Below are 24,626 nucleotides of genomic sequence, written 5' to 3'. Positions count from 1 at the left end.
CCTCCTCACGATCGCGCTCGGTGGCCAGCCGGCGAGTCGGGGCAGGAAGGGCGCGGAGGTACTCGCCGGACCGGGCATCCGAAGCCGGTCGCCGCGAGGGGCGTTAGCGTCGTCGGATGGCGAGCATCACGTACCCCGCGCCCCTTCGCGTCGGAGGCCGGGTGGAGGTGCCCGCGCCCTCGATGGGAGTCCCCGCGCACCTGCACGACCGGCTGCAGGACGCCGCGCGCCGACTCGGCTCGGCGGGATACGACGTCCGGGTCCGGCCGCACGCCCTCCTCGGCGGACTCGCTCCGGCGTCCGCCGCGGATCGGGCGGCCGACCTGCACGACGCCTTCCGGAGCGGGGACGCGGTCCTTCCTCCATGGGGCGGCGAGCTCGCCGTCGAGCTGCTGGAGAGGCTCGACTGGCACGCCCTCGCGGAGGCCCGGCCCTGGTTCGTCGGCTGGTCGGACGTCTCGACGCTGCTCCTGCCCCTGACGACGACGACCGGGCTCGCGACGATCCACGGCGCCAATCTGATGGACGAGCCGTGGGAGCTGCCGGTCGGGTTCCACCGCTGGACGGAGGTCGCCGGCCTCGAGCCCGGAGCCGCGTTCACGCAGCACGCCGCGCCGCGACGCCGGAGCCGTCCGTGGGGTGCGTGGGCGGACGAGCCGCTCGACCGCGATCGGGCCTACGAGGAGCCGACCCGCTGGCGCTCGCTCGACGGGGCAGCGGACGCGGCGATGTCCGGCCGCTTGATCGGCGGATGCCTCGAGACGGTGTCCCTGCTCGCGGGCACGCCCTACGGCGACGTGCCGGGCTTCGCTCGCCGCTACGCGCCGGAGGGGACTGTCGTCTACCTGGAGGCGGCCGGGTCCGACTCCGTCTCGGTGCTCCGGATGCTCACCTCTCTCCGGCTCGCGGGCTGGTTCGAGCAGGCGACCGGCGTCCTGATCGGCCGGACCGAGGGCGCGTCCCTGCCCGAGCTGAGCCAGGAGGACGCGGTGCGGCGGGCTCTCGGCGATCTCGGCGTGCCGGTGATCCTCGACGTCGACATCGGGCACCAGCCGCCGCAGATGCCCCTGGTCAACGGCGCGCTCGCCGAGATCGCGCTGAGCGGGCCGACGGCCTCGATCACACAGCGGCTCGTGCCCTGACGGCGCGTGCGGAGAGATCCCGTCGAGCAGTGCCACCGCCTCGCGGCTCGGTCGTTGCCGCCCCCGGCCCTCCTCCGCCCGCCGAGCGCAAGGCCGAGCGGCGGGGAGGCGCCGAGTGGTAGACCTGGGGGCATGAGCAACGACATCCGCGCACTCGCCGAGGGCGAGAGCTACCTCGCCTTCTTCCAGGGCGGGCCGTTCGACGGCCAGACCGAGAACCGCGTCAGCACCGAGGGGGGCTACGAGAAGGAGGTCGACGTCTACGCCGCCGTCGACGGCCAGGAGACGCACCTCGTGTACAACGCCGTCTCCGCCAAGGAGGTCGGCGAGGCGGTCCACGTGACCTACTCGATCGACACTCCCGACTCCGACCCGATCGAGGACCCGGAGGACCGCGGCGGCGGATTCCAGTAGTCCGCACCACCCTTCGGATGCCGCTCCGGCGTCGCGCTCAGCGCGGCCGGGGCGGCATCGGCGTGTGAGGACGCGCCACTCCGGGGACGACGCCTCCCGCCGCTCCTAGGATGATGGTTCCTCACTGTCTCGGCCGATTCAGGTCCGCGTTCCTCGGGAGCCGCCGTGTCCGATCCGCTGATCCACCCGATGCCCCTCCGCGGCGACTCCGCCCGGCACTGGCTGCGGGCCCGCCACGCCGAGGCCGGGCCCGACCCCGCCCTCGCCGTCACTGGGCAGGAAGCGGCCGCCGAGGGCGTGCTCCTTCGCCGGATCTGGCACACGGCCGGCACGATCGACTTCCGCCCGAGCCCCCGCGCCGACCCGGGGTCGGTGGTGCTCCTGCTCCCGCTCGAGGGCGCGTTCACCGTCGCCAGTCGGGAGGAGCGCGAGTTCGTCGGCCGCGGCACCCTCGCGGTACTGCCCGCCCGATCGGGAGCGTCGATCAGCACGAGCGCTCCCAGCTCCCGGCTCGTCCTGGTCGTGCGGCCCTCGGGCGACACGGATCCGCCCGTCGGCCTCACCGTGGTCTCCTCCCCCGCGGCACCGGTGCTGGTCGCCGCCGCGAACGCCGTGCTCGACGCCGGGCTGCCCCTGAGCGCTGGGCTGCACGCGGCGCTGCAGGGGCTCGCCGCGGCCGTCGTTGCGGACTGACGGGAGCTGTCAACCCTCCCCGCCCCGGCCATCCACTCGCAGGGACGTCCTCGAACATCGAGTGACGCCGATCGTCGGCGCCGGAAGGAGCACTCGCCATGGCCGAGATCACCGCCCACCACGGACTCTTCAAGGACACGGACCTGCACGTCGACGACACCGGCGGATCGGGCCGCCCCGTGGTCCTCATCCACGGCTGGCCCCTCTCGGGCGAGTCGTGGAAGGAGCAGGTCCCCGCGTTCGCCGAGGCCGGCTACCGCGTCGTCACCTACGACCGCCGCGGCTTCGGACGCAGCGACAAGCCGCTCACCGGCTACAGCTACGACACGCTCACCGAGGACCTGCACACCCTCCTCACCGAGCTCGACCTGCAGGACGTCACCCTGGTCGGCTTCTCGATGGGCGGCGGCGAGGTCGCCCGCTACTTCACGAAGTACGGCGCCGAGCGCCTGCACAGCGTCGTCTTCGCCTCGGCCGTCCCGCCGTACCTGATGAAGACGGACGACAACCCGGACGGCCCGCTCGAGAAGGCGCAGGCCGCGCAGATGACCGCGGGCCTCACGAAGAGCGAGGACGACTTCTACGACCAGTTCACCACCGACTTCTTCTCGGTCGACGGCGTGCTGAAGGTGACGGAGGAGCAGCGCCAGGAGGCGATCGCTCTGGCGAAGCAGTCGGCCAAGCACGCGGCCCTCGCCTGCATGACGGCGTTCGCGACCACCGACTTCCGCGAGGACCTGCCGAACGTCTCCGTGCCCGCGCTCGTCATCCACGGCGACGGCGACGGCACCGTCCCGTTCGAGGGCTCCGGCGCCCGCACGCACGCGGCGATCCCCGGCTCCGAGCTGCACGTCGTCCACGGCGCCCCGCACGGAGTCACCGTGAGCCACCCGGAGGAGTGGAACCGCGTCGTCCTGGAGTTCCTCGCGAAGTAGCGGCGGCACTCCCGCATGCTGGTCGAGCAGCCCCGCAGGGGCGTATCGAGATCCGCTGAACACAAGCGGATCTCGATACGCGCGCTGCGCGCGCTGCTCGATCAGCGTGAGCGGCCTCTGCCGGTCGAGCAGCCCAGGAGGGGCGTCGGGGCACGGCGAGGTCCGGCGAACGGCCTGCCCAGGTCCGGCGGTGGGAGCGCGTCAGTCGAGGATCGTGTCCACGAGCCGGGTCGTCCGATCGATGAACGCGTCTCGATGCTCTCCTCCGGGGCTCCAGAACGCATCGCCGTGCAGCGTGCGGAAGGAGTTCGCCTCGTAGAGCGCCCGAGCGGCCGATCGCCCCGCCTCGGGGTCGGCGGTCGGGAGCACCTGCGCCACCCGGTCCGCGAAGCGGCGGGACTCCTGGGCGCCCCGCTCGAGCAGTGCGCGATCGCTCGACGAGGCGACCATCACCGCACGGAGGAAGGCCCGGTGCCTGTCGAAGACCGCGGTGACGGCGTCCACGACCGCACGAGCGGATCCGTCGACGGCTCGCAGCCGCTCGTCCTCCGACCGCGCCACGCCCGTCATGCCGTGCTCGTAGACGGCGTGGAACAGGCCGCTCGATCCAGTGGCGCGACGGCACGCTCGCGGAGGGTCCGATCGCGCTCTGCGAGGTGCAGGCCTACGCCCACGAGGCCATGGTCGGCGGAGCGGCGCTGCTCGAGCACCTCGGCCGTGACGGCTCGGAGTGGCGCGAGGCGGCGTCGACGCTGAAGGCGCGCTTCGCGGAGGCGTTCTGGATCGACGACGCCGACGGCGGCTACCCGGCGATCGCGCTCGACGCGGCCGGGCGCCCGGTCGACACGATCACCAGCAACCTCGGCCACCTCCTCGGCACCGGCATCCTCTCCCCCGAGCACGCCGCCCGGGTCGCCGAGCTGCTGGTCTCCCCCGGGCTCGACTCGGGCTTCGGCCTGCGCACCCTGGACACCGGCTCGGGCGGCTACTGGCCGCTGTCGTACCACGGCGGCTCCGTCTGGGCCCACGACACCGCGATCGCCGTCACCGGGCTCGCCCGGGAGGGCTTCGGGGCGGCGGCGACGACCCTCTCGCGCGGACTGATCGCCGCGGCCGAGGGCTTCGGCTACCGGATGCCCGAGCTGCACTCGGGCGACCCCGCCGCCGAGGTGCACGCGCCGGTGCCGTACCCGGCGGCCTGCCGACCGCAGGCCTGGTCGGCGGCCGCCTCCGTCGCCGTGCTGTCGGCGGCGCTGGGGCTCGCTCCCGGAGGCGACACCCTGGTCGTCGCGCCGCTCTCGCCCGCGCTCGCCGGGCCGATCCGCGTGGACGGGATCCGCTACCGCGGCTCCGTGGTGCCGGTGGACTGGGACGGCAGGATCTGAGGCGCCGCGCCGCTCAGGGCGGACCGGCTCAGATCAGGCCGGCTCAGGGCAGGCGCGCTCAGGGCAGGCGCGCCACGACCGCGCGCGCGATGCGCCGGCCCGAGCGGTTCGCCCCGATGGTCGAGGCCGTCGGGCCGTAGCCGGCGAAGAAGACGCGCTGATCCGTCAGCGAGGCTCCGTCGGCGACCGCGATGCCGCCCTCGCGCTCGCGCAGCCCGAGCGGAGCGAGGTGGCGCAGCTCCGGCCGGAAGCCCGTCGCCCAGATGATCGCGTCGGCGCGCGTGAAGGAGCCGTCCGGCCAGCGCACGCCCTCCTCCTCGATCGACGAGAACATCCCCCGCTCGTGCAGGAGCCCGCGCTCGATCCCGGCGACCACCCGGCGGGTGCGCTGCACGCCCGTGCCGCCGACGATGCTCGGGAGGGGCAGCCCGGCGCGGGCGGCGCGGTCCTGCTCGGCCACCGCCTCCACCGCCGACTCCATCGCCAGCTGCTCGCCGTCGTGGTAGACCACCGGTCGCCGCGTCGCCCACGTCAGTGAGCGCGCCACCCGCTCGAGCTCCAGCAGGAAGCCGATCGCCGAGGTGCCGCCGCCGACCACGAGCACCTGCTTCCCGGCGAAGTCCTCGGCGCGGACGTACTCGGTCGGGTCAATCTGCACGCCGCGGAAGCGGTCGCGCCCGGGGTAGTGCGGGACGAAGGGCGATCCCCAGGTGCCGGTCGCGTTGACGAGCAGGCTCGCGCGCTCGACCGCGCGGTCGGACTCGACGACGAGCGGCGACCCCGTGTCGTGCGGCGTCGCACTCGTGACGCGCCGCACCGACTCCGGACGGCGGATCTCGAGACCGAGCTCCTCCTCGTAGCGCCCGTAGTACTCGCGGACCACGTCCCGTGCCGGTCGCCGGTGATCGGCCGTGCGGAACGAGAGCCCCATCCGCTCCATGCCCGGGAGATCGTGCACGCGGTGCGCGGAGCCGAGCCGCAGGGCCTCCCAGCGGAACTGCCAGGCCCCGCCGGGCTCCGGACCGCGGTCGAGGACGATCAGGTCGCGCCCGGGGACGAGGCCGAGACGGCGCAGGTAGTAGGCCACGGACAGACCCGCCTGGCCCGCGCCGATCACCACGACGGGACGCGGTGGGGCGACGCTGTCCACGGTGCTCCTGACGCGGTCGAGGATGGGCGGCCGTCCGGCAGATCGAGGCCCGGGGTGGCGTGTCCCCCGTCTGCTAAACTACCGCGTAGATTTCAACTTTCCCTGTCTGCTCTTTTCCCCAGCCGGCTCACTGCCCGTCTGGCCTGTCATCGTGAGGGGGTCACCCATGGGGCGCGGCCGTCAGAAGGCGAAGAACACCAAGATCGCCCGTGAGCTGAAGTCGTTCAGCCCGGCGGTCGATTACAGCGCGCTCGAGCGCGAGCTCAGCCACCCGGACGAGCCGGACTACTCGAAGTGGATCGACGCCGAGGACGACGGCGACGACACGGACCTCGTCGAGGAGCCGCACCAGAAGCGTGCGTGACTCCTCCCGTGAATCGGGGCCGCTCCCTCGGGGCGGCCCCGTTTCGCGTGCGGACGGCGATCCGGCGGGTGAGGAACCCGACCTGGAGCGCGGGTCGCTCGGCTGAGCACGTTCTCCCGCTTTCCGCCACTGAGTGCAGAATGTCGGTGCCCCCTGGGACACTGACCGGATGAGCACTTCCCCGCCCGCACGGCTGCCCGTGTGGCAGTCGGAGCGTCGCGGGAACGACCTCGACGAGGCGCGCGACTTCTACGCCGGCTCGTACAACGGCTCCGGCTTCCGGGCCGAGCGCTCGGTCGTGCCGTTCGCGTTCCGCTACACGACGACCGGGCCCGGGCCCGTGAGCCTCCACTCCGCCTCCTTCCTCGGCCGGGTGCGCGGCACGGTGGCCCCGAGCGACGTCTACGTCGCCCTCTGGCTGACCGCGGGGCGCGCCTCCCTCGACCTGGGGCGCGACGAGCACCGCCTCGTCGTCGGACGCCCGGCCATGTTCCCGAGCGGCCGGCCCTTCGGCTTCGAGGCCCTCGAGTACCGCGACGCGCTCGTGCACTTCGAGGCCGCCCACCTCGAGGCGATCGCCGCGGAGCTGCACGGCACAGAGCCCGGCCCGCTGCGGTTCGCCCCTGTGGCGCGCGACACGACCGCCTGGTGGGCGGCGATCCGGCTCCTGCGCGACACCCTCGCCTCCGCGCACACGCCCACCGTGCTGCAGCGCGACGGCGTCGCCCGCATCGCCGCGCTCGCCGCCCTGCAGACCTTCGCCCACCGCATCGCCCCGCTGCCGGCCGTGCCGCCCTCGGTCAGCGCGCGGCGCCTCCGCCGGGCCGTGGAGTTCGTGCAGGCCAACGCCGATCTGCCCCTCGGAGTGGCCGACATCGCCGACGCAGCGGGGCTCACGGTCCGCGGCGTGCAGCTGGCGTTCCAGCGCGCCTTCGGCGAGACCCCGCGGCACTACCTGCGCGACGTCCGCCTCGAGCGCGCGCACGAGGAGCTCGTATCCGGGTCGGCCGGCTCACTGGTGGTCGGCGACGTCGCCGCCCGCTGGGGGTTCATCAGCGGTGGCCGCTTCGCCCAGCACTACGCGACGCGGTTCGGCGAGCTCCCGAGCGAGACCCTCCGGCGCTAGCCCCGCCGATCCCCGACGACGGTTCCGCCGAGGGGCGTTCGGGCGTACTGTCCGAGGACCGCCCGCTGCCCCGCGGGCCGCGTCGATGGAGCCGCGAATGTTCGAACCCGGAGGATCCGCGCGGCCTGTCGCGCGGGTCGGCTACGTCACCGCCGCCCTGCTGGTCGGCGCGATCCTGGTGGGCGGCGCGGTCGGCGCCGCCGTCGCCCTGGTCCTCTACCTGCCCGGCGTCCTCGCCGCCGACGGACCGCCCGGGCTGGTGAGCTTCGGCCTGCTCATGGGAGCGGCCTCCGGCGCGGGCATCGGAGTCGTCGGAGGCGCGGGAGCGGTCGCCGGCATGGTCGCGGTGCGCGTCGCGAGCCGCCGCGACGGCCCGTTCGTGCTCGGCACCAGCGCGGGCGCCGGTCTCGGCGTGCTGGTCGCCTCCGCGAACCTGCTCGTCAGCCGCGACGCCCCGACCTGGGCGACCGCCCTGCTCGCCACCGCGGCCGCCTGCGCGCTCTGCGCTGCGGGCTCGTGGCTGCTGACCCGGCACGAGCACTCCTGGGAGCGCGCGCACGCCGTACCGCGCTGATCCGCGGCGCCTCCGGGGATCAGACCGCGTAGGACCCGACCAGGCGGACCGCTCCGCCGTCGACGCCCTTCGCGCCCTGCTCGAAGCCCTCGAACCCGCGCGCGGCGGTCGAGACGCGGCCCGCGACCCACGACGGGACGCCCGAGCGCTCGAGGCGCGCGATCACGCCGTCGGCCGCCTCCGCCGCGACCACCGCGAACATGCCGATGCCGAGGTTCCAGGTGCCCTCGGTGCTCTCGAGCGTCGCGCCGGACATCCCGGCGAGCGCGCGGAACACGTCGGACGGGCTCCAGCTCGCCCGCTCGACCTCGACCCAGGAGCCGCGCGGCAGCACCCGTGCGAGGTTCGCCGCGATCCCGCCGCCGGTGACGTGGCTGATGGAGTGGACGGCCGGGCCGAGCTCGGCGTCGTCGAGCAGGTCGAGGAGGGGCCGGGTGTAGAGGCGGGTCGGCTCCAGCAGCACCTCGCCGACCACGCCGCCCAGCTCCTCGGAGCGGTCGGTGAAGCCGATGCCGCGCTCGGCGAGGATGTGGCGCACGAGCGAGTAGCCGTTCGAGTGCAGTCCGGAGGAGGCCATCGCCACCACGACGTCGCCGTCGCGCACGCGGTCGGCGCCGCGCACCTGGTCGGCCTCGATCGCGCCGACCGCCGCGCCCGCCACGTCGTAGTCGTCGGGTCCGAGCAGGCCCGGGTGCTCGGCCGTCTCGCCGCCGACGAGCGCGGTGCCCGTCTCGGAGCAGGCGCGCGCGATGCCGGCGACGATGTCGGCGATGCGGGCCGGGACGACCTTGCCGCACGCGATGTAGTCGGTCATGAAGAAGGGGCGGGCGCCGACCACGACGATGTCGTCGACGACCATGCCGACGAGGTCCTGCCCGATGGTGTCGTGCTTGTCGATCGCCTGGGCGAGCGCGACCTTGGTGCCGACGCCGTCGGTCGAGGTCGCGAGGAGGGGGGCTCGGAAGTCGCGGAGGAAGGAGACGTCGTAGAGGCCCGCGAAGCCGCCGACCCCGCCGAGGACCCGGCTGTCGTGCGTCGCCGACACCGCCGACTTCATCAGCTCGACGGCGAGGTCCCCCGCCGCCGTGTCGACTCCTGCGCGGGCGTAGCTGCTCGTCTCATCACTCACGCGACGACCCTACCGACTGCCCTCCCCCGCCGCGGCGCGGATCCGGATCCCGGCCCGGGATCTCCGCCTCTCCGCAGCCGCGCACTCCTCTGAGGGCCCCTCTGCGGCAGCATCGGACGGGTGGAGCTGCAGCGTGCGGGACCGGCGGACGTCGACGCGGCGCGCGCCTTCCTCGCGGCCGCCGACCTCACGCTCGCCGGGATCGACTCCCCCTCCGTGCGCCTCTGGCTCGAGCGCGACCGGAGCGGTCGCGTCGTCGGCAGCACCGGCTGGGAGCCGAGTACCGACGGACGCCACGCTCTGATCCGCAGCGTGGCGGTGGCCTCGGACCGCCGAGCGTCCGGCGCGGGGAGCCGCCTCGCCCGCCACGCTCTCGCCGACGCCGCTCGGAGCGGTGCCCGACGCGCCTGGCTCTTCTCCCGCAGATCCGGCCCCTTCTGGCGGTCGCTCGGATTCGAGCCCGCCGATCGCGACGAGCTCGCGGCCGCCCTGGCCGGCACCCATCAGGTGCGGCTGTTCACCGAGTCGGGGCAGCTCGGCCGCGAGGTCGCCTGGTCGCGCGCGCTCCGGTCGGATGGCGACGACGGCCCGGCCGATCCGCCGGTCGACGCCGCCCTGAGTACCCCCACGACCACGGATCCGCCCACGGCGAACCATTAGGGGATGAGTCCCCCGCGTGCCAGGATGGACCGTCAAACCCCCCTGCTATCCCCTTGGGAGCCCCTCCGGCATGTGCGGAATCGTTGGGATCGTGTCCTCCGGACCGGTCAACCAGTCCATCTACGACAGCCTCTCCCTCCTGCAGCACCGCGGCCAGGACTCGACCGGCATCGCGACCGCCGACGGCAGCACCCTGCACATCAAGAAGGCCGCGGGACAGGTCCGCGAGGCGTTCCGCACCCGCGACATGCGCTCGCTGCTCGGATCCATGGGCCTCGGCCACGTGCGCTACGCGACGAAGGGCAACGCCGAGCGCGAGGAGGAGGCCCAGCCGTTCTACGTGAACGCGCCGTACGGCATCATCCTCGTCCACAACGGCAACCTCACGAACACGCGCGAGCTCACCGAGGAGCTCTTCCGCATCGACCGCCGCCACCTCAACACCACCTCCGACACGGAGCTGCTGGTCAACGTGCTGGCGAACGAGCTGCAGGCCTCGATGTCGGGCCGCGACCTCGACGCCGACGAGGTGTTCGACGCCGTCGCCCGCGTGCACGAGCGCGTCGAGGGCTCCTACGCCACCATCGCGCTGATCGCCGGCGTCGGGCTGCTGGCGTTCCGCGACCCCTTCGGGATCCGCCCGCTCATCGTCGGCCGCCGCAGCAACACCGGGGCGCCGGACGACTGGGTCGTCGCCTCCGAGTCGCTCGTGCTCGAGGCGCAGGGCTTCGAGATCGTCCGCGACGTCGCTCCCGGCGAGGCGGTCTTCATCACCCCCGACGGCCGGATGGCCAGCCGCCAGTGCGCGAAGGACCCGCGACTCATCCCGTGCTCGTTCGAGTACGTCTACCTCGCCCGCCCCGACTCCGTGATGTCGGGCATCTCGGTCTACGAGGCGCGCCTGCGCCTGGGCGACCGCCTCGCCGACACCATCGCGCAGTACACCCCGGGCGGAGCGATCGACGTCGTCATGCCGATCCCCGACTCCTCCCGCCCCGCCGCGATGCAGGTCGCGCAGAAGCTCGGGATCGAGTACCGCGAGGGCTTCTACAAGAACCGCTACGTCGGCCGGACGTTCATCATGCCCGGGCAGGCGGTCCGCAAGAAGTCGGTGCGGCAGAAGCTCAACGCGATGTCGAGCGAGTTCAAGGGCAAGAACGTCCTGATCGTCGACGACTCGATCGTCCGCGGCACCACCTCCAAGGAGATCGTCGACATGGCCCGCGCGGCCGGTGCGAACACGGTCACCTTCGCATCCGCCGCGCCTCCCGTGCGCTACCCGCACGTGTACGGGATCAACATGCCCTCGCGCCAGGAGCTCGTGGCCCACAACCGCCGCATCCCCGAGATCTCGGAGGCGATCGGCGCCGACCAGCTGATCTACCAGGAGGTCGCCGACATGAAGGCGGCGATCCTCGAGGGCTCGGACGTCACCGACCTCGAGACCAGCTGCTTCACCGGCGAGTACGTCACGGGCACCGTCACCCCGGAGTACCTCGACTGGGTGGAGCGCACGCAGCTGAGCTGAGCTCTGCACAGCGCCGGGCGCGGCGCAACGGGTGCCGCGGATCCGTGCGCCGCTCCATGATCGGAGGGTGCGCGGCCCCGCGCGCATGCACCCGAGGAGTCCCCCGTGATCTACCGAATCCTGCCGTTCCTGCTCACCTTCGTGGCCAAGAAGATCTCGAAGTCGCAGAAGGCCAAGCGCGCCGCCGCCAAGCGCCCGACGTCCAGCGCGAGCAGCAGCCGCCGCTCCTCGTCGCGCCGGGGACGCTGACGCCGCGGTCCCGTCCGCGAGCGCGAGCCGCGGGCGGGACCTTCAGCGCAGGGCGGAGTGCAGCGGCCGCAGGGCGGCCCGCCTCCGCCGGCTAGACCCGGTCGGACCCCGTCCGCGGGTCGTCCTCGTCGGACGTCGTGCGCACGTCGGGCAGGGCCTCCTCGGCCACGGGCTCCTCGGCCGCGTCCTCGCGCTCGACGATCCGCTCGGCGGTGGTCCGGACGACCTTCCGGCCGACGACCCGGTCGAGCAGCACCACGACGAGCCCCGCGAGAGCGCCGAACAGCGTCACGAAGAGCAGCAGGCTGAAGCCGAAGACCTGCCCACGGGAGAAGCCCTGCGTCTCGGGCAGCGCGAAGGTCAGCACGAAGGCCGCGATCGCTCCGAGCCCGACGCCGAGGGTCAGGATGCGCCAGACGCGCGGGGAGCGGCGGACGTCGACCTCTTCGCGGGTGACCTCGGGGCGGGCGGGATCGCTCATGCCTCCATTCTCCCCCGCGCGGGCGAGGGCGAGGCACCGTGATCGCTCAGAGCGCGTGCACGAGCCGGCCCGCCTGCGCGCGCAGCTCGCGGACGACGGTGCGGACCGAGAGCCGCTCCGCCCGGTCCGGCCGCATCAGCGCGACGATGTGCCGCACGGAGTTCACTCCGCGGAGCGGCTTCACCACCACTCCCGCGCCGCCCGCCGTGTAGCGCGGGAGCACCGCGATGCCCAGGCCCGCCGCGACGAACGCCTCGGTCACGCGGGTCGACGCGAAGCGCTGCTCCACCCGCACCGCCTCGCCGGACGCGGTCTCGATGTCCTGCATCACGCGCTCGAACGGGAACCCGTCCGGGACGCCGATCCAGGTCTCGCCGACCAGGTCCGCCGCCGAGACCGTCGCCCGGTCCGCCAGGCGGTGCCCGACCGGCAGGCCGATGTCGAGGGGCTCGACCATCAGCTCCGCCATCGCGAGTCCGCGGCCGGCCCAGGCGCTTCTGCCGGTAGGCGAGTGGGCGAGCACGATGTCGAAGTCGGCGGTCAGGTCGGCGAACTCGTCGGTGCCGGGGTCCGCGTCCTCGCACTGCACGACGAGTCCCTCGACGCTGCGGAGCGCGACCAGCGCGTTCGGGAGGAGCATCTGGCCCGCAGTGGGGAAGGTCGCGATGGTGACCTCGCCGATCGGGTTGTTCTTGAACGTCTGCCAGACGGCGTCGGCCCGCTCGAGCGCGATCGCGATCTCGGTGGCGCTCCGGGCGAGCTCGCGTCCCGCCGCCGTGAGCACCACGCCGCGGCCGGAGCGCTCGATCAGCGGCACGCCGGCCTCGCGCTCGAGCACCTTGAGCTGCTGCGAGACCGCGGAGGGCGTGCGGTGCGTCGCCTCCGCCACGGCCGTGATCGAGCGGCGCATCGAGAGCTCGCGGAGCAGTTCCAGCCGTCGCACGTCCATATAGAGAAACTACACGTCAGGGCAAGAACAGTTCGATTGTCCTACGGAACACGGGGCCGGACACTGGACGTTGTACACAGCATCCCGGCGGATGGATCAGAAGCCGCCGCAACGAAAGGCAGAACACTCATGAGCATCGCAATCCTCGTCGTCCTCAGTGGCCTCGCCGCATGGGGCACGGTGTCGACGGTGCTCGTCGCCAGCCGCGACGGCTACCGTCAGGTCCCCGCGCAGCACTGAGCCCCGCCGCTCCGCGACAGCACCTCATCGCGTTCCGACGCCGTCTCCCGACCGGGAGGCGGCGTTCTCGCGTCTCCGGGGGGCTGCTGCCGCTCCTCGGGGAGCGCCCCCCGCCACGGCTCCCAGGGGTCGACCATCGGCTCGCCCGCACACGACGACGGGCCCCCGACCGGAGTCGAGGGCCCGTCGTGCGCGCGGTGCGGCTACTTCGCGGCGGTGCGGCGGCGCAGGCGCGCGACCGTCATGCCCAGACCGAGCAGCAGAGCGGCGATCCCGGCGGCGAACGCGGGGGTCGCGTCCACTCCGGTCTCGGCGAGGTGGTGCGAGCCGGCGACCGGAGCAGTGGTCGGCGTCGGCGCGGGGCCCGTGGTGGGCGGCGTGGTCGGCGCGGGCGTCGGCTCCGTGGTCGGTCCGGGAGTCGGGGTGCCCGCTCCGGCGCCGGCCGCGACGGCGAAGCCGACGCTGATCTCGGTGCCGGTGGTGTCGAGCACGAACGTCGCGGTGTGCGCGCCGCCCGCCAGACTCTCGTCGATCGGGACCGAGAACGAGGCGCGACCGGTCGAGTCGTCGGTGACGGCCCGGGTCGGGTCGATCGTCGCGGTGCCGACGACGGTGCCGTCGACGCTCGCGGTCACGGTGGTGTCGGCCGCGGCTCCGGTGCTGAACAGGAGCGAGGAGAGGTCGACGGTCATCGTGTCGCCGACCGCGTACTCGCCCGAGTCCGGGACGTTGTCGGTCAGGCCGATCGTGCGCTGCACGGGGTCGGGGCTGACGGTGCCGAGGTCCTGGATGTAGCCGACGAAGGCGTCCAGGTCGATGCGGCCGGAGTCGGCCGTGCCGGTGCCCTCGGTGAAGGTGCTGAAGCCGTCGCCGCCGCTCGCGAGGAAGCTGCTGGTCACGACGGTGAAGGTCGCGGCCGGGTCGATCGGCTCGTTCTGGAAGAACACCTGCGAGATGCGCGAGCCCTCGGGCGCCGTGGCGTCGAAGACGTAGGTGAGGTCCTTCGAGGTGGAGAGGTTCAGCTGCGGGTGGCTGGAGCTGCCCACCCACTGCTCCTCGAGCAGGTCGGAGATCTGCTCGCCGGTCAGCTGCAGGGTCACCAGGGTGTTCGCGAAGGGCTGGGCGTCGGAGGCCTCGGCGTAGGTGACCACGCCGTCCGCGTCGCCGGGCTGGTCCGGAGTCGCGGTGTAGGAGAGGTCGTCGCGCAGGCCGCCCGCGTTCGAGAAGGCGATCTGCGTGCCGAGCTCACGGGTGGCCCAGAGCTGGGCGTCCGAGACGAGGTTGCCGAGGGTCGACTCCGAGCCGCGGTTGGTCGTGGTGCCGTCCGGGCGGTAGGCGCGCGATATGTCCTCGGTGATGGTGCCGACCTTCACGCTGCCCTCGCGGACGGCGACGGCCTGGGCGTCGGCGACGATGGTCTCGACCTCGGGGTCGGGCTCGAAGGCGCCGACGACGATCGTCTTGGCCGGGTCGTCGGAGGTCGGGTCGTCGACGACCTTCGTCAGCGGCACGACCTCGCTGGTGAGCGAGGTGAGCTGCTTGGTCGCCGGGTCGACGGTCAGGGACATGCGGCCGATGTTCTCGGCGTAGCTGCCGGTCTGCGACACGACGGTCGGGAAGGCCCGGCCCGCGTCGATGCCCGCGTCGTACTCCTGGTGGCTGTGGCCCGAGACGATCGCGTCGACGTTCGGGGCGACCGCGTTGACGATCGCGCCGAACTTGGGGTCCGCCTCCGGAGTGTTCAGCTCGGCCGCGTCGGCGTCGGCTCCCTCGTGCAGGAGCAGGACGACCACGTCGGCCTCGTCGTTGGCGGCGTCGCCGTCCTGGAGCTGCGCGGCGACCTCGTTGACGTTCTCGGCGATCGGCTCGATGGAGAGCGTCGAGATCGTGGCGGGGCTGACGAGCTTGCCGAGGTCCTCGGTGATCGCGCCGATGAAGGCGATGGAGACGCCGTCCTGCTCGGTGATCACGTACGGGGAGTAGGCGCGCTCGCCGGTCGCGGTGTCGTAGAGGTTCGCGTTCACGTAGGGGAACGCCGAGGCGTCCACGACGCGGCCGTCGACGTCGGCGCGGCCCTGGTCGAACTCGTGGTTGCCCAGGGTGCTGACGTCGAGGCCCATCGCGTTGAGCGAGTCGAGCGTGGGGATGTCGCCCTGCACCTTCGACACGAAGGTCGAGGCGCCGATGTTGTCGCCGGCCGAGACGAACAGCGTGTTCGGGTTGGCGGCGCGGTAGGAGTCGACGGCACCGGCGAGCACGGCGGCTCCGGCGACGGCGCGGTCGGCGGCGAGCCGCCCGTGGAAGTCGTTGATCGAGAGGATGTCGATGGCGACATCGCCCTCGGCCGCCGCGGCGGGCGTGGCGCCGAGGAGGGCCGCTCCGGCGACGGCGCCGACGGCGGTCGCGGAGAGGAGTCGGGTGAGGCCGCGTCGGCCCGGGGAAGTACTGCGCATCGTGAAGGGGACTCCAAGCATCGAGCGGTGGATCCGGAGAGGATTCGTGCCGCGTGAGGGGGTTATTCCCAGACAACCCGACGGCGGAGCCCAGGTCAAACGTTCTGACGACGGCTCGCCGCCGCGTTTACGAGAAGTTAACTCGCCGACGCTCAGCCGACGCGCAGGATGGGGAGGAACGGCGTGAGGTCCGCGCGCACTCCGGAGGCGTGGATCCGCCCGCTCGCGAGACCCTCGCTCCACGGCAGCGAGCCGGTCGCGAGCGGCAGCCAGGTCGCCGCGTCCATCTCGATCACGTTCGGCGGAGTCCCGCGGGTGTGGCCCGGGCCCTCGACGCACTGGGCCGCGCCGAACGGCGGAACGCGCACCTCGACGCTGCGCCCGGGGACGTTCGTCTCGATGATCTGCAGGAGGAACCGCACCGCCGTCGCCGTCGTGTTCCGGTCCGCTCCTCCGGCGAGCGCCGCCCGCACCGCGGACTGCCCGCTCGCCTCGTCGATCCTGCCCTTGGCCATCCACCCATCCTGCCGCCGCCGCTCGCTCCCGGAGGCCTCCGCGGGGCTCCGCCCGGCGTGTCGGCGTCCGCAGCGCCGCCCTGCGGAGGAGGACGTCACAGGGACCAGCCCCGGCGCGGGGCGCCCTATCCTGTCAGGGTGAAGATCCTCGTCCTCGGTTCGGGTGCCCGTGAGCACGCCATCATCACGGCTCTCCTCGCGGAGGAGGAGCACCACGAGATCATCGCGGCGCCCGGTAACGCCGGCATCGCGCGCGACGTCGAGGTCATCCACTTCGACACGAACAGCCCCCGGCTGGTCAGCGACTTCGCGGTGGAGCAGGGCATCGAGCTCGTCGTCATCGGCCCCGAGGCGCCCCTGGTCGCCGGAGTCGCCGACGCGCTCCGCAAGCGCCGCATCCCCACCTTCGGCCCCGACCGGGCCGCCGCCGCACTCGAGGGCTCGAAGACCTTCGCGAAGCGCGTGATGGACATGGCCCGCGTGCCCACCGGCCGCGCGACCCGCGTCTCCACTCTGGTCGACGCCACCCGCGCCATCGACGAGTACGGACTCCCCTCGGTCGTCAAGGCCGACGGCCTCGCCGCGGGCAAGGGCGTCCTGGTGACGGAGTCGCGCAGCGCCGCGATCGCGCACGCCGAGTTCTGGCTGCAGTCCGGCGACGTCCTCATCGAGGAGTTCCTCGCCGGCCAGGAGGTCTCCCTCTTCCTCCTCTCCGACGGCCACGACGTCGTCCCCCTCTCCCCCGCGCAGGACTTCAAGCGCCTGAGCGACGGCGACGAGGGGCCGAACACCGGCGGCATGGGCGCCTACTCCCCGCTCCCCTGGCTCGCCGACCGCTGGGAGAGCGAGCGCGCCTTCGTCGACGAGGTGATCGACACGGTCGCCATCCCGACCATCCGCCAGCTCGAGCGCGAGCGCACCCCCTTCGTCGGACTCCTCTACTGCGGCCTCATCGTGACCGACGCGGGCCTGCGCGTGATCGAGTTCAACGCCCGCTTCGGAGACCCCGAGACCCAGGTCGTCCTCCCCCGCCTCGCCTCCCCGCTGTCCGCGCTGCTGCACGCGGCGGCCACCGGCGCGCTCGCCTCCGTCCCGTGGCCCGCGTTCACGGACGAGGTCGCCGTCACCGTCGTCCTCGCGAGCGAGGGCTACCCCGAGAACGCCGTCACCGGACGGACCATCACCGGACTCGACGCGGCGGCGGACGTCCCCGGCGTCACCATCGCCCACGCGGCGACCCAGCTGGTCGACGGGAGCTTCGTCGCCACCGGCGGCCGCGTGCTCAACGTCGTCGCACGCGGCGCCGACTTCGCCGAGGCGCGGGAGCGGGCGTACCGCGCGCTCGACCTGATCCACCTCGACGGCGGGCTGTATCGGAGCGACATCGCGGCGAAGGTCGCGCAGTAGCGCGACCTCAGCGTGATGTCGGCCACGCCGCTCCCCGCGCGGCGTGGCGCAGTCGGCTGGGAGAGTGGCCGGGTCTCGGGGAGCGATCGGCGCGTCCGACACGCTCGGCACGCGTTCCGGTCGACGCCTCGAGGGTGGCCGGGGTGGGGTGGATCCGCACTCGGACTCGGACCTCCGCGACACGGGCTCGCGGCGGAGGTCGGTCGCCTCGCGGGGGGCGGGTCAGGCCAGGGTGCGGAGGGCCTCGGCGAGGTGGGGGTGCGCGAAGGTGAAGCCGGCGTCCTCGAGGCGGGCGGGCACGACCCAGCGGGACTTGAGCAGGAGCTCGGACTCGGTGCGGAGCAGGAGCGTCGCGGGTTCGAGGACGAAGCGCGGAGCCGGCACGCCGATCCGGCGGCCCACGGCGGCGCGGAGCAGCCGGGAGAGCTCGGTGTTGTCGCTCGGATTCGGCGACGCGAGGTTCACCGGCCCGTCGAGGGTCGACTCCTCGAGGAAGCGGATCGACCGGTGGACGTCCTCCACGTGGATCCAGCTGAAGTGCTGACGGCCGCGGGTGCGCCGGTGCTCGTGGTGCACACCGGCCTCGCGGCGCGCGCGCGTCGAGGGCCACGGCCCGTCGAACTGCGGACCGCCGAGGCCGAGCCGCGCCAGCCGCAACAGGATCGCCGTCGCCGGACCGTCTCCGAGCACGATGGACATCCGCAGCGCCACGCGCCGCACGCCGGGCGTCTCCCCGGCGAAGAACTCCGACTCCCACGCCCGCGCCACGTCGACCGAGAAGCCCTCGCCGAGCACGCCCTCGTCCTCGGTGTTCGCCCGCTCCTCCTCGTGCCGGTAGATCGTGGCCGTGCTCGCGTTCATCCAGACCGGCGGAGGAGTCGCGGCCGCCTCGACCGCGCGGTGCAGCTCCGCGGTGGTCGCCACGCGCGAGCGGAGGATCTCGGCGCGGTTCGCCGCGGTGTACCGGCAGTCGACGCTCTTGCCGGCCAGGTTCACCAGGAGGCGCGCACCGTCGAGGACCCGGGTGATGCCGGCGGTGTCGCCCCAGCGCGCGTCCGGCCCGGAGCGGCCGATCCTCCGCACCGTCCAGCCGTCGGCGGTGAAGCGGCGGGCGAGGTCCGTCCCGAGGAATCCGCTCGCACCGGCGAGGACGACGACGGGGTCAGCGGTGCTGCTCATCGCCCCATCGTGCCGCACGGCGCCGGAGTCACGGGGAGGACTCGTCGCAGGCGCGCTGCCGGGACGCGGAGTGGGTGGAGGCGGGCCTCGATCAGCCGCCGAGCGATCCCGCACCGCGGAGGAGACGCGCCGCGGCGAGCGCCCCGGCCAGCCGCTCGGCGAACCCCGGCGGCACCTCGGCGGGCAGCGCGTCGACCGGCCACCAGGCCACGTCGTCGCTCTCGTCGCTGACGCTCACGGGAGCGTCCGGGTCGGCGATCGCACCGTAGCCCACGTCCCAGTGGCGGGAGCAGCGGCCGAAGCCGTCGCCGAGCGCGTGCCGGTCGAGGTCGAGGGGCAGGACGCCGAGCGGCTGCAGCCGTGCCGCTCCGCTCTCCTCCCGCGCCTCGCGGAGGGCCGCGTCGGCCGTGGAGTCGTCGCCGGGCTCGACATGACCGCCGAGCTGCACCCAGAACCGGCCCTTGCGGTGGAAGCAGAGCAGCACCTGCGCCAGATTCGGCGAGAGCACGAAGCAGCTCGCCGTGACGTGCTCGGGGCCGCCGTCGCGCTCGAGCGCCGACTCGCCGCGCTGCTCGAGGAACGCCAGGTACTCGTCCCGCAGGTCCGCGAGCGCGCCCGCGTCCCACTCCCGCAGCTCGCCCGCCAGCCGCGTCCCTCGCTCCCCCGTCACGCGAAGGACCCTACCTCCCCTCCGCGAGCTGCCCCTCCGGTGCGCTGCACTGCGTGCGTGGCGTACCGGAGCGGCGTCTCGCGGAGAGAGGAGGGACGGGAGCGTCAGACGGAGAGGCCGGAGAGGCCCTCGCGGTCGACGCGGCGGTGGAAGCGCATGCCGGCGAGACCGCCGAGCACGGCGCCGACCAGCGCGACGACCAGGGCGGCGAGCGCCGTCACGACCGCCGCGGCCGTGGCGTCGCCGGCGTCCAGGGGGATCGTCGGGAAGCCGCTCACCGCGGAGAGCGCCTGGCTGCCGCCGGTGATCGCCGAGACGATGCCCACGACGATCGCGACGACGACCGCCCAGGCCCACACTCCGACGCCCTGCTTCGCTCCGCTGAAGCGGGCCATGCGGCCTGCCACGTAGCCGCCGCAGTAGTAGGCGACGAGGAGGATGACCAGCAGTGCGATCGCGCCCGCCCAGCCGAACGCGGCGGGGTCGGCCGCGAGGTCGCCGGTGACGTCCTGGGTGCCGATGACGGCGGCCCCGATCGCGGTGACGAGGGCGGTCAGGAGGACGGCGAGTCCGGTGGCGGCGAGCCAGCCGAAGAAGGCGCAGCCGATCTTGAAGCCGCCGAAGCGGTCGCGCTCGCGCTGGTGGATGTCCTTGCGCGCGGCCGCACGGGCCTGCTTCGCCTCGGCGGAGTCGGGGTCGACGGGCGCGCGGTGCTCGGGAGCCGAATGCGCGGAGTCGGAGCGGTCCGTCGAAGCGGAGCGGTCCGAGGAGGCGGAACGGGCCGGAGTCGCGGAGCGGTCCGTCGCCGCAGCCGCTCCCGTATCCCCCGCGGAGTCGATGCGCGCCGTGCCGCCCGCCGCCGAGCCCTCTGCCCGTCGCGGCAGTCCGCCGTCAGCCGGATCCCTGTCTGTCGTGCTCATGTCGAACCTCCTGGCCGAGCGCCCCGAAGAAGGGCGACACGCTCAGTCAAGACCCAGGGAGCCCTCGGTGTCGCGGGCTTGACGACACGACGGAGCGGTCCGGGCGTCAACCCCCTGCGCCCCCTCCCTCCCACCCGCTTGCATGGAGGGACCGACCGACGACACGAGAGGGAGAGTCATGACTCCGGAATCCCCCGAGCAGACACCGCCCGGCACCGAGGCCGAGCTGACGCCGAAGGCCGACCACGGCGAGACCACCTACCGCGGCACCGGCCGCCTCAGCGGCAAGGTCGCCCTCATCACGGGCGGCGACAGCGGCATCGGCAAGGCCGTCGCGATCGCGTTCGCGCGCGAGGGCGCCGACGTCGCGATCTCGTACCTCGACGAGCACGACGACGCCGAGGACACCGCCGAGTGGGTCCGGGAGGCCGGCCGCGAGGCGCTGCTCCTCCCCGGCGACCTGCAGGACCCGGCGCACTGCCGCGCCGTCGTCACCGAGACCGTCGAGCGCTTCGGCCACCTCGAGGTGCTCGTCAGCAACGCCGCCTTCCAGATGAGCCGCGAGAGCGTCACCGACATCCCGGACGAGGAGTGGGACCGCACGATCGCGACGAACATCAGCGCCTACTTCCACCTCGTGAAGTCGGCGCTGCCCCACCTGAAGGAGGGCGCATCGATCATCGCGACGAGCTCGGTGCAGTCCGACCAGCCGTCGTACCAGCTGCTTCCCTACGCCGCCACGAAGTCGGCGATCCTCAGCCTCACCGCCTCGTTCGCGCAGGCGCTCGGCGAGAAGGGCATCCGCGCCAACTCGGTCGCGCCCGGCCCGATCTGGACGCCGCTGATCCCCTCGACCATGCCGGAGGAGGCCGTCGCCGAGTTCGGCGAGCAGGTCCCGCTGGGCCGCCCCGGGCAGCCGGCCGAGGTGGCCCCCGCCTACGTCCTCCTCGCCTCCGACGAGGCGAGCTACATCAGCGGGTCGACGATCGCCGTCACCGGCGGGAAGCCGATCCTCTGATCACGCTCCAGGGCACCGCTCACCCGCAGGATTCCGCGATAGGTTCCTGCGGGTGAGTGTCCACATCCGCAGCATCGAGACGGCGGTGCCGACCACGGTCCTGCGTCAGTCCGAGGTGCGCGACCTCTTCGCGTCCCAGCCCGCGATGACCCGGCTCGGGTCCCGCCTGATCGGCGCGGCCTTCGACGCGTCCGGGATCGACACCCGCAGCACGGTGGTCGACGAGCTCGACCGGGTCGAGCGGGAGGGTGCGAGCGTCTTCTACGACGCGGGGAGCGGCCTGGTGCTCGACCCGGGGACGGCCGCGCGCAACGCCGTCTACACCGAGCGCGCTCCCGAGCTCTTCACGGAGGCGGCCCGCCGCGCCCTCGCGTCCGCGTCGATGACCCCCGAGGACGTCACCCACGTGGTGACGGTCTCCTGCACCGGCTTCTACGCCCCGGGGCCCGACTACCAGCTGGTCCGCCGCCTCGGCCTCGCGCCCTCGACGCAGCGCTTCCACCTCGGCTTCATGGGCTGCTACGGCGCCTTCCCCGGCCTGCGCGCCGCCCGCCAGTTCTGCGAGGCCGACCCGGAGGCGGTCGTCCTCGTCGTCGCGGTCGAGCTGTGCACCATCCACCTCACCAGCTCCAACGACCCGGAGCAGATCGTCGCGACCTCCGTCTTCGCCGACGGCGGTGCGGCGGCCGTCGTCACCGCCCGCGAGGCCGCGCCCGGCACCCCGGTGCTCGAGCTCGACGCGCTCGCCACGACGCTCACCGACGAGGGCGAGACCGAGATGGCGTGGACGATCGGCGACCACGGCTTCTCGATGCGGCTGAGCACCTACGTGCCCTCGATCATCGGAGCGAACATCGAGGCGGCCGTCGCCCCGCTGCTGGCCGGCGCCGAGGTCGAGCGGAGCGACGTGCAGCGCTGGGCGATCCACCCCGGCGGCCGCAGCATCCTCGACAAGGTGCAGGCCTCGCTCGCCCTCAGCGACGAGCAGCTGGCCCCGTCGCGCGAGGTTCTGCGCACCAACGGCAACATGTCGAGCGCGACCGTCCTCTTCATCCTGCGGCGCCTGCTGCACGGCGAGGCGGCCGACGGCGAGCGGGTCGGCGCGATGGCGTTCGGGCCCGGCCTCACCGTCGAGCTCGCGCTGCTCACCAAGCGGGGCGGGGAGTGACTCCGCGAGCCCCTCTCGCGCCGGACCTGCGCCACCGCGAGGTCTCCGAGCAGGAGCTGATGGACGACCCGGACTGCGACCGCACCCTGCTCGACGCCACCTACGCCCGCTTCGGCACCGTGAACCGGCTGGTCTCGGGGTGGCGCGGCCTCTACCGCTCGCGCCTGCGTCCGCTGCTGCGGCCCGACGAGCCGTTCCGCCTGCTCGACATCGGCTCCGGAGGCGGCGACGTCGCCCGCTCCCTCGCCGGCTGGGCCCGCGAGGACGGCCTCCGCCTGGCGATCACCGCCGTCGATCCGGACGAGCGCGCCTCCGCGTTCGCCACGTCGACGCCCGTGCCGTCCGGAGTCGAGTTCCGCCGCGCGAGCAGCGCCGACCTGGTCGCCGAGGGCGAGCACTTCGACCTGGTGACCTCCAACCACGTGCTGCACCACCTGTCGCCGGAATCACTCGCCGACCTGCTCGCCGACAGCGAGCGCCTGGCCCCGCGCGCCCTCCACAACGACATCGAGCGCTCGCGGCTGGCCTACACGGCCTACCTGCTGGCCACGCGACCGATCGCGGCCGGCTCGTTCCTCCACTACGACGGGTCGCTGTCGGTGCGGCGCAGCTTCACCGCCGCCGAGCTGCGGGCTGTGGCGCCCGAGGGGTGGCGGGTCGAGCGCGCGGCGCCCTACCGGCTGCTGCTCGCGCGGGGCGAGGTGTGAGGACGCGGCGGAGGGCGAGCGCTTCCGGTCCGCTCTGGCTGCGCGCCGCCGCTGTCAGCTACTCCGCCAACTGCGCCCTCGGCACCGCCGTCGCCACCGGCGCTCTCCGCACGGGCCGCTGGCACTGGATCCATCACGCGCTCTACATCTGCACGTCGACGCTCACCGCTCTGGCCTGGGCGACGCTGCGGCGGTCGGACACCCGCGCCGCGTCCGCGCTGGCTCCCGCCGCCGTCCCGCTGGCGGTGATCCCCTTCGCCGGGACGCACGGACGCCGGCACCCGGTGATCGCGCTGGCGGCGGCTCCGTTCGTGCTCGCCGCTCTCGGGCGGACGCGGCGGCCGGCGCGGCGCCGAGGCGTGCTCCAGCGTCTCAGGGCCGGGTCAGCCCTGCGCTGACGCGCCCCGGCTTCTAGCGCGGGGGCTCGACGTCGCGGTCGGGGTCGGAGCGGTAGGAGCGCAGCGCCTGCCAGCCGGCGATCGCGAGGATCAGCGCGCCGCAGAGCATCGTCAGCAGGTTCGGCACCGAGAAGCCGCTGCCCACGACCGAGTTGATGCCCGCGCCGAGCACGAACACACCTCCGAGAAGGTAGAAGATGACCCTCGTCTTCACCGTTCCACCGCTTCCCTCGAGCCTGCACAGGACCCTCGATGTTACCGCGCGCGCCCCGGGCCGCCGCCGCTCCCCCCTCTGCGCGATCGATCGGGGCAGGATCGAGGCATGGAGTTCCTCGATGTCGTCCGGCGCCGGAAGACCACCAACGGCGCGTTCCTGCCCGACCCCGTCTCCGAGGAGCACCAGCGGCTCCTGATGGAGGTGGCCGGCCGGGCGCCCTCGCAGCTCAACAGCCAGCCGTGGCGGTTCGTGCTCGTCGAGGAGCGCGAGACGATCGACCGGATCGCCGCGATCAGCGGCGAGAGCATGACCACCGCGATGTCGAACGGCACGTTCTTCGAGCGCTACAAGCCCTACTTCCGCTTCAGCAGCGAGGAGATGGAGCAGCGGCGCGACGGGATGCTGTTCGACAAGCTGCCGGCTCCGCTCCGCCCCTTCACGAAGCAGGTCTTCACGAAGCGCGGGCAGTTCCTGATGAACTCCCTCCGCGTCCCGCAGACGCTCGGCGAGGAGAACCGCCGGCTCGTCGCGGGATCGCCGCTGCTGCTCGGGGTGATGCTCGACCGCTCCGAGTACCGGCCGGGCGAGCTCTCCTCCTTCTACTCGGTGTTCAGCGTGGGCGCCGCGATGGAGAACGTCTGGCTGAGCACGGTCGAGCTGGGGATGGGGATCCAGTTCGTGTCGTTCCCGATGGAGGTGCCGGGAGCGTGGGCGCGGATCGAGTCGCTGCTCGCCGTGCCCGACGAGCTGGAGCTGATGGCGGTGTACCGGCTCGGCTACCTGCCTCCGGAGCAGCGGCGGCCGGCGATCGACTGGTCCTCGCACCAGCGGAAGCTGCCGTCGCAGTACGTCTTCCGCGGCACCTGCGCGACTCCGCAGGAGGGGTGGGACGCGCCGGCCGGGCCGTGACGGGATCCTGAGCGGCGCGGCCGGCAGCCGGAGGTGCCCGCGCTCG

The 24,626-nt window shown here is 73.4% G+C and carries 28 protein-coding genes; 17 read left to right on the top strand and 11 right to left on the bottom strand.

Features of this window, described 5'->3' with window-relative positions; all coding sequences use genetic code 11:
- Positions 1–116: 116 nt before the first annotated feature.
- The 4 genes from C5C69_RS10825 to C5C69_RS10810 all read left to right on the top strand — a co-directional run bounded on the left by C5C69_RS10825 (position 117) and on the right by C5C69_RS10810 (position 3,184).
- Complete coding sequence (locus tag C5C69_RS10825; protein ID WP_104257893.1) at positions 117–1,142, top strand: S66 peptidase family protein; 1,026 nt, start codon at positions 117–119, stop codon at positions 1,140–1,142.
- Positions 1,143–1,274: 132 nt separating this feature from the next.
- Complete coding sequence (locus C5C69_RS10820) at positions 1,275–1,556, top strand: oligoribonuclease (protein WP_104223758.1); 282 nt, start codon at positions 1,275–1,277, stop codon at positions 1,554–1,556.
- A 165-nt stretch (positions 1,557–1,721) separates the two neighbouring features.
- Complete coding sequence (locus tag C5C69_RS10815) at positions 1,722–2,249, top strand: hypothetical protein (RefSeq protein WP_104257892.1); 528 nt, start codon at positions 1,722–1,724, stop codon at positions 2,247–2,249.
- 98 nt (positions 2,250–2,347) lie between these two features.
- Positions 2,348–3,184: an alpha/beta fold hydrolase gene (locus C5C69_RS10810; RefSeq protein ID WP_104257891.1), complete on the top strand. Its 837-nt coding sequence runs from the start codon at positions 2,348–2,350 to the stop codon at positions 3,182–3,184.
- A gap of 201 nt (positions 3,185–3,385) precedes the next feature.
- Here the strand turns inward: C5C69_RS10810 and C5C69_RS10805 are convergent, their stop codons facing one another.
- Positions 3,386–3,754, bottom strand: a complete 369-nt coding sequence (locus C5C69_RS10805; protein WP_104257890.1) for a hypothetical protein — start codon at positions 3,752–3,754, stop codon at positions 3,386–3,388.
- Between C5C69_RS10805 and C5C69_RS10800 the strand changes: the two genes are divergently transcribed.
- On the top strand, positions 3,703–4,569 hold the full coding sequence (locus C5C69_RS10800; RefSeq protein ID WP_374953120.1) for an amylo-alpha-1,6-glucosidase: 867 nt from the start codon (positions 3,703–3,705) through the stop codon (positions 4,567–4,569). The genes C5C69_RS10805 and C5C69_RS10800 overlap by 52 nt on opposite strands.
- A gap of 58 nt (positions 4,570–4,627) precedes the next feature.
- On the opposite strand, the gene C5C69_RS10795 is transcribed toward C5C69_RS10800, so the two are convergent.
- Positions 4,628–5,719 (bottom strand): FAD-dependent oxidoreductase, encoded by a 1,092-nt coding sequence (locus C5C69_RS10795; RefSeq protein ID WP_104257889.1) that lies wholly within the window; start codon positions 5,717–5,719, stop codon positions 4,628–4,630.
- Positions 5,720–5,885: 166 nt separating this feature from the next.
- Here C5C69_RS10795 and C5C69_RS10790 point away from each other — a divergent pair, with 166 nt between their 5' ends.
- The 3 genes from C5C69_RS10790 to C5C69_RS10780 all read left to right on the top strand — a co-directional run bounded on the left by C5C69_RS10790 (position 5,886) and on the right by C5C69_RS10780 (position 7,783).
- On the top strand, positions 5,886–6,083 hold the full coding sequence (locus C5C69_RS10790) for a DUF3073 domain-containing protein (RefSeq protein WP_097167615.1): 198 nt from the start codon (positions 5,886–5,888) through the stop codon (positions 6,081–6,083).
- 169 nt (positions 6,084–6,252) lie between these two features.
- On the top strand, positions 6,253–7,209 hold the full coding sequence (locus tag C5C69_RS10785) for an AraC family transcriptional regulator (protein ID WP_104257888.1): 957 nt from the start codon (positions 6,253–6,255) through the stop codon (positions 7,207–7,209).
- A gap of 97 nt (positions 7,210–7,306) precedes the next feature.
- Positions 7,307–7,783, top strand: a complete 477-nt coding sequence (locus tag C5C69_RS10780; RefSeq protein ID WP_104257887.1) for a hypothetical protein — start codon at positions 7,307–7,309, stop codon at positions 7,781–7,783.
- Between the two features lie 19 nt (positions 7,784–7,802).
- Here the strand turns inward: C5C69_RS10780 and purM are convergent, their stop codons facing one another.
- Positions 7,803–8,912, bottom strand: a complete 1,110-nt coding sequence (purM, locus tag C5C69_RS10775) for a phosphoribosylformylglycinamidine cyclo-ligase (protein WP_104257886.1) — start codon at positions 8,910–8,912, stop codon at positions 7,803–7,805.
- 120 nt (positions 8,913–9,032) lie between these two features.
- Here purM and C5C69_RS10770 point away from each other — a divergent pair, with 120 nt between their 5' ends.
- The 3 genes from C5C69_RS10770 to C5C69_RS16990 all read left to right on the top strand — a co-directional run bounded on the left by C5C69_RS10770 (position 9,033) and on the right by C5C69_RS16990 (position 11,349).
- On the top strand, positions 9,033–9,572 hold the full coding sequence (locus C5C69_RS10770) for a GNAT family N-acetyltransferase (RefSeq protein ID WP_104257885.1): 540 nt from the start codon (positions 9,033–9,035) through the stop codon (positions 9,570–9,572).
- 70 nt (positions 9,573–9,642) lie between these two features.
- Positions 9,643–11,100: an amidophosphoribosyltransferase gene (gene purF, locus C5C69_RS10765; RefSeq protein ID WP_104223766.1), complete on the top strand. Its 1,458-nt coding sequence runs from the start codon at positions 9,643–9,645 to the stop codon at positions 11,098–11,100.
- Between the two features lie 105 nt (positions 11,101–11,205).
- The gene (locus tag C5C69_RS16990) at positions 11,206–11,349 is read left to right on the top strand and encodes a hypothetical protein (protein ID WP_181028791.1); all 144 of its coding nucleotides are present in this window, start codon (positions 11,206–11,208) and stop codon (positions 11,347–11,349) included.
- Positions 11,350–11,440: 91 nt separating this feature from the next.
- Here C5C69_RS16990 and C5C69_RS10760 read toward each other — a convergent pair whose 3' ends face one another.
- The 4 genes from C5C69_RS10760 to C5C69_RS10745 form a co-directional block, all read right to left on the bottom strand.
- Complete coding sequence (locus C5C69_RS10760) at positions 11,441–11,830, bottom strand: hypothetical protein (RefSeq protein ID WP_104233832.1); 390 nt, start codon at positions 11,828–11,830, stop codon at positions 11,441–11,443.
- Between the two features lie 46 nt (positions 11,831–11,876).
- Complete coding sequence (locus C5C69_RS10755) at positions 11,877–12,779, bottom strand: LysR family transcriptional regulator (RefSeq protein WP_104257884.1); 903 nt, start codon at positions 12,777–12,779, stop codon at positions 11,877–11,879.
- A 443-nt stretch (positions 12,780–13,222) separates the two neighbouring features.
- The gene (locus tag C5C69_RS10750) at positions 13,223–15,472 is read right to left on the bottom strand and encodes a bifunctional UDP-sugar hydrolase/5'-nucleotidase (protein ID WP_181127051.1); all 2,250 of its coding nucleotides are present in this window, start codon (positions 15,470–15,472) and stop codon (positions 13,223–13,225) included.
- 152 nt (positions 15,473–15,624) lie between these two features.
- Positions 15,625–15,987, bottom strand: a complete 363-nt coding sequence (locus C5C69_RS10745) for a sterol carrier family protein (RefSeq protein WP_104223770.1) — start codon at positions 15,985–15,987, stop codon at positions 15,625–15,627.
- A gap of 138 nt (positions 15,988–16,125) precedes the next feature.
- Between C5C69_RS10745 and purD the strand changes: the two genes are divergently transcribed.
- Positions 16,126–17,394: a phosphoribosylamine--glycine ligase gene (gene purD / locus C5C69_RS10740; protein WP_104223771.1), complete on the top strand. Its 1,269-nt coding sequence runs from the start codon at positions 16,126–16,128 to the stop codon at positions 17,392–17,394.
- Between the two features lie 222 nt (positions 17,395–17,616).
- Here the strand turns inward: purD and C5C69_RS10735 are convergent, their stop codons facing one another.
- The 3 genes from C5C69_RS10735 to C5C69_RS10725 form a co-directional block, all read right to left on the bottom strand.
- Positions 17,617–18,573, bottom strand: coding sequence for an epimerase (locus tag C5C69_RS10735; RefSeq protein WP_104257882.1), 957 nt, complete (start codon positions 18,571–18,573; stop codon positions 17,617–17,619).
- Positions 18,574–18,664: 91 nt separating this feature from the next.
- On the bottom strand, positions 18,665–19,243 hold the full coding sequence (locus tag C5C69_RS10730; RefSeq protein ID WP_258064128.1) for an NUDIX hydrolase: 579 nt from the start codon (positions 19,241–19,243) through the stop codon (positions 18,665–18,667).
- 104 nt (positions 19,244–19,347) lie between these two features.
- The gene (locus C5C69_RS10725) at positions 19,348–20,163 is read right to left on the bottom strand and encodes a hypothetical protein (protein WP_104257881.1); all 816 of its coding nucleotides are present in this window, start codon (positions 20,161–20,163) and stop codon (positions 19,348–19,350) included.
- Between the two features lie 178 nt (positions 20,164–20,341).
- Here C5C69_RS10725 and C5C69_RS10720 point away from each other — a divergent pair, with 178 nt between their 5' ends.
- The 4 genes from C5C69_RS10720 to C5C69_RS10705 are packed head-to-tail and all read left to right on the top strand — an operon-like array spanning position 20,342 to position 23,454.
- Positions 20,342–21,181 (top strand): SDR family oxidoreductase, encoded by an 840-nt coding sequence (locus C5C69_RS10720; protein WP_104257880.1) that lies wholly within the window; start codon positions 20,342–20,344, stop codon positions 21,179–21,181.
- 52 nt (positions 21,182–21,233) lie between these two features.
- Positions 21,234–22,349, top strand: coding sequence for a type III polyketide synthase (locus C5C69_RS10715; RefSeq protein ID WP_104257879.1), 1,116 nt, complete (start codon positions 21,234–21,236; stop codon positions 22,347–22,349).
- The gene (locus C5C69_RS10710; RefSeq protein ID WP_258065336.1) at positions 22,346–23,056 is read left to right on the top strand and encodes a class I SAM-dependent methyltransferase; all 711 of its coding nucleotides are present in this window, start codon (positions 22,346–22,348) and stop codon (positions 23,054–23,056) included. The genes C5C69_RS10715 and C5C69_RS10710 overlap by 4 nt, the downstream gene beginning before the upstream one ends.
- Positions 23,053–23,454, top strand: coding sequence for a hypothetical protein (locus C5C69_RS10705; RefSeq protein ID WP_104239008.1), 402 nt, complete (start codon positions 23,053–23,055; stop codon positions 23,452–23,454). The genes C5C69_RS10710 and C5C69_RS10705 overlap by 4 nt, the downstream gene beginning before the upstream one ends.
- A gap of 13 nt (positions 23,455–23,467) precedes the next feature.
- Here the strand turns inward: C5C69_RS10705 and C5C69_RS10700 are convergent, their stop codons facing one another.
- Entirely contained in the window at positions 23,468–23,668 is a 201-nt protein-coding gene (locus C5C69_RS10700) for a hypothetical protein (protein ID WP_104223776.1), read from the bottom strand.
- Between the two features lie 108 nt (positions 23,669–23,776).
- Between C5C69_RS10700 and C5C69_RS10695 the strand changes: the two genes are divergently transcribed.
- Positions 23,777–24,580, top strand: coding sequence for a nitroreductase family protein (locus tag C5C69_RS10695; RefSeq protein ID WP_104257878.1), 804 nt, complete (start codon positions 23,777–23,779; stop codon positions 24,578–24,580).
- The last annotated feature ends 46 nt before the right edge of the window (positions 24,581–24,626 follow it).

The organism is Rathayibacter sp. AY1C7, assembly GCF_002931865.1.
In the GTDB taxonomy this organism is placed as follows: domain Bacteria; phylum Actinomycetota; class Actinomycetes; order Actinomycetales; family Microbacteriaceae; genus Rathayibacter.
Note: the sequence above shows the minus strand (reverse complement) of the source record. Positions and strands in the feature narration are given on the sequence as shown.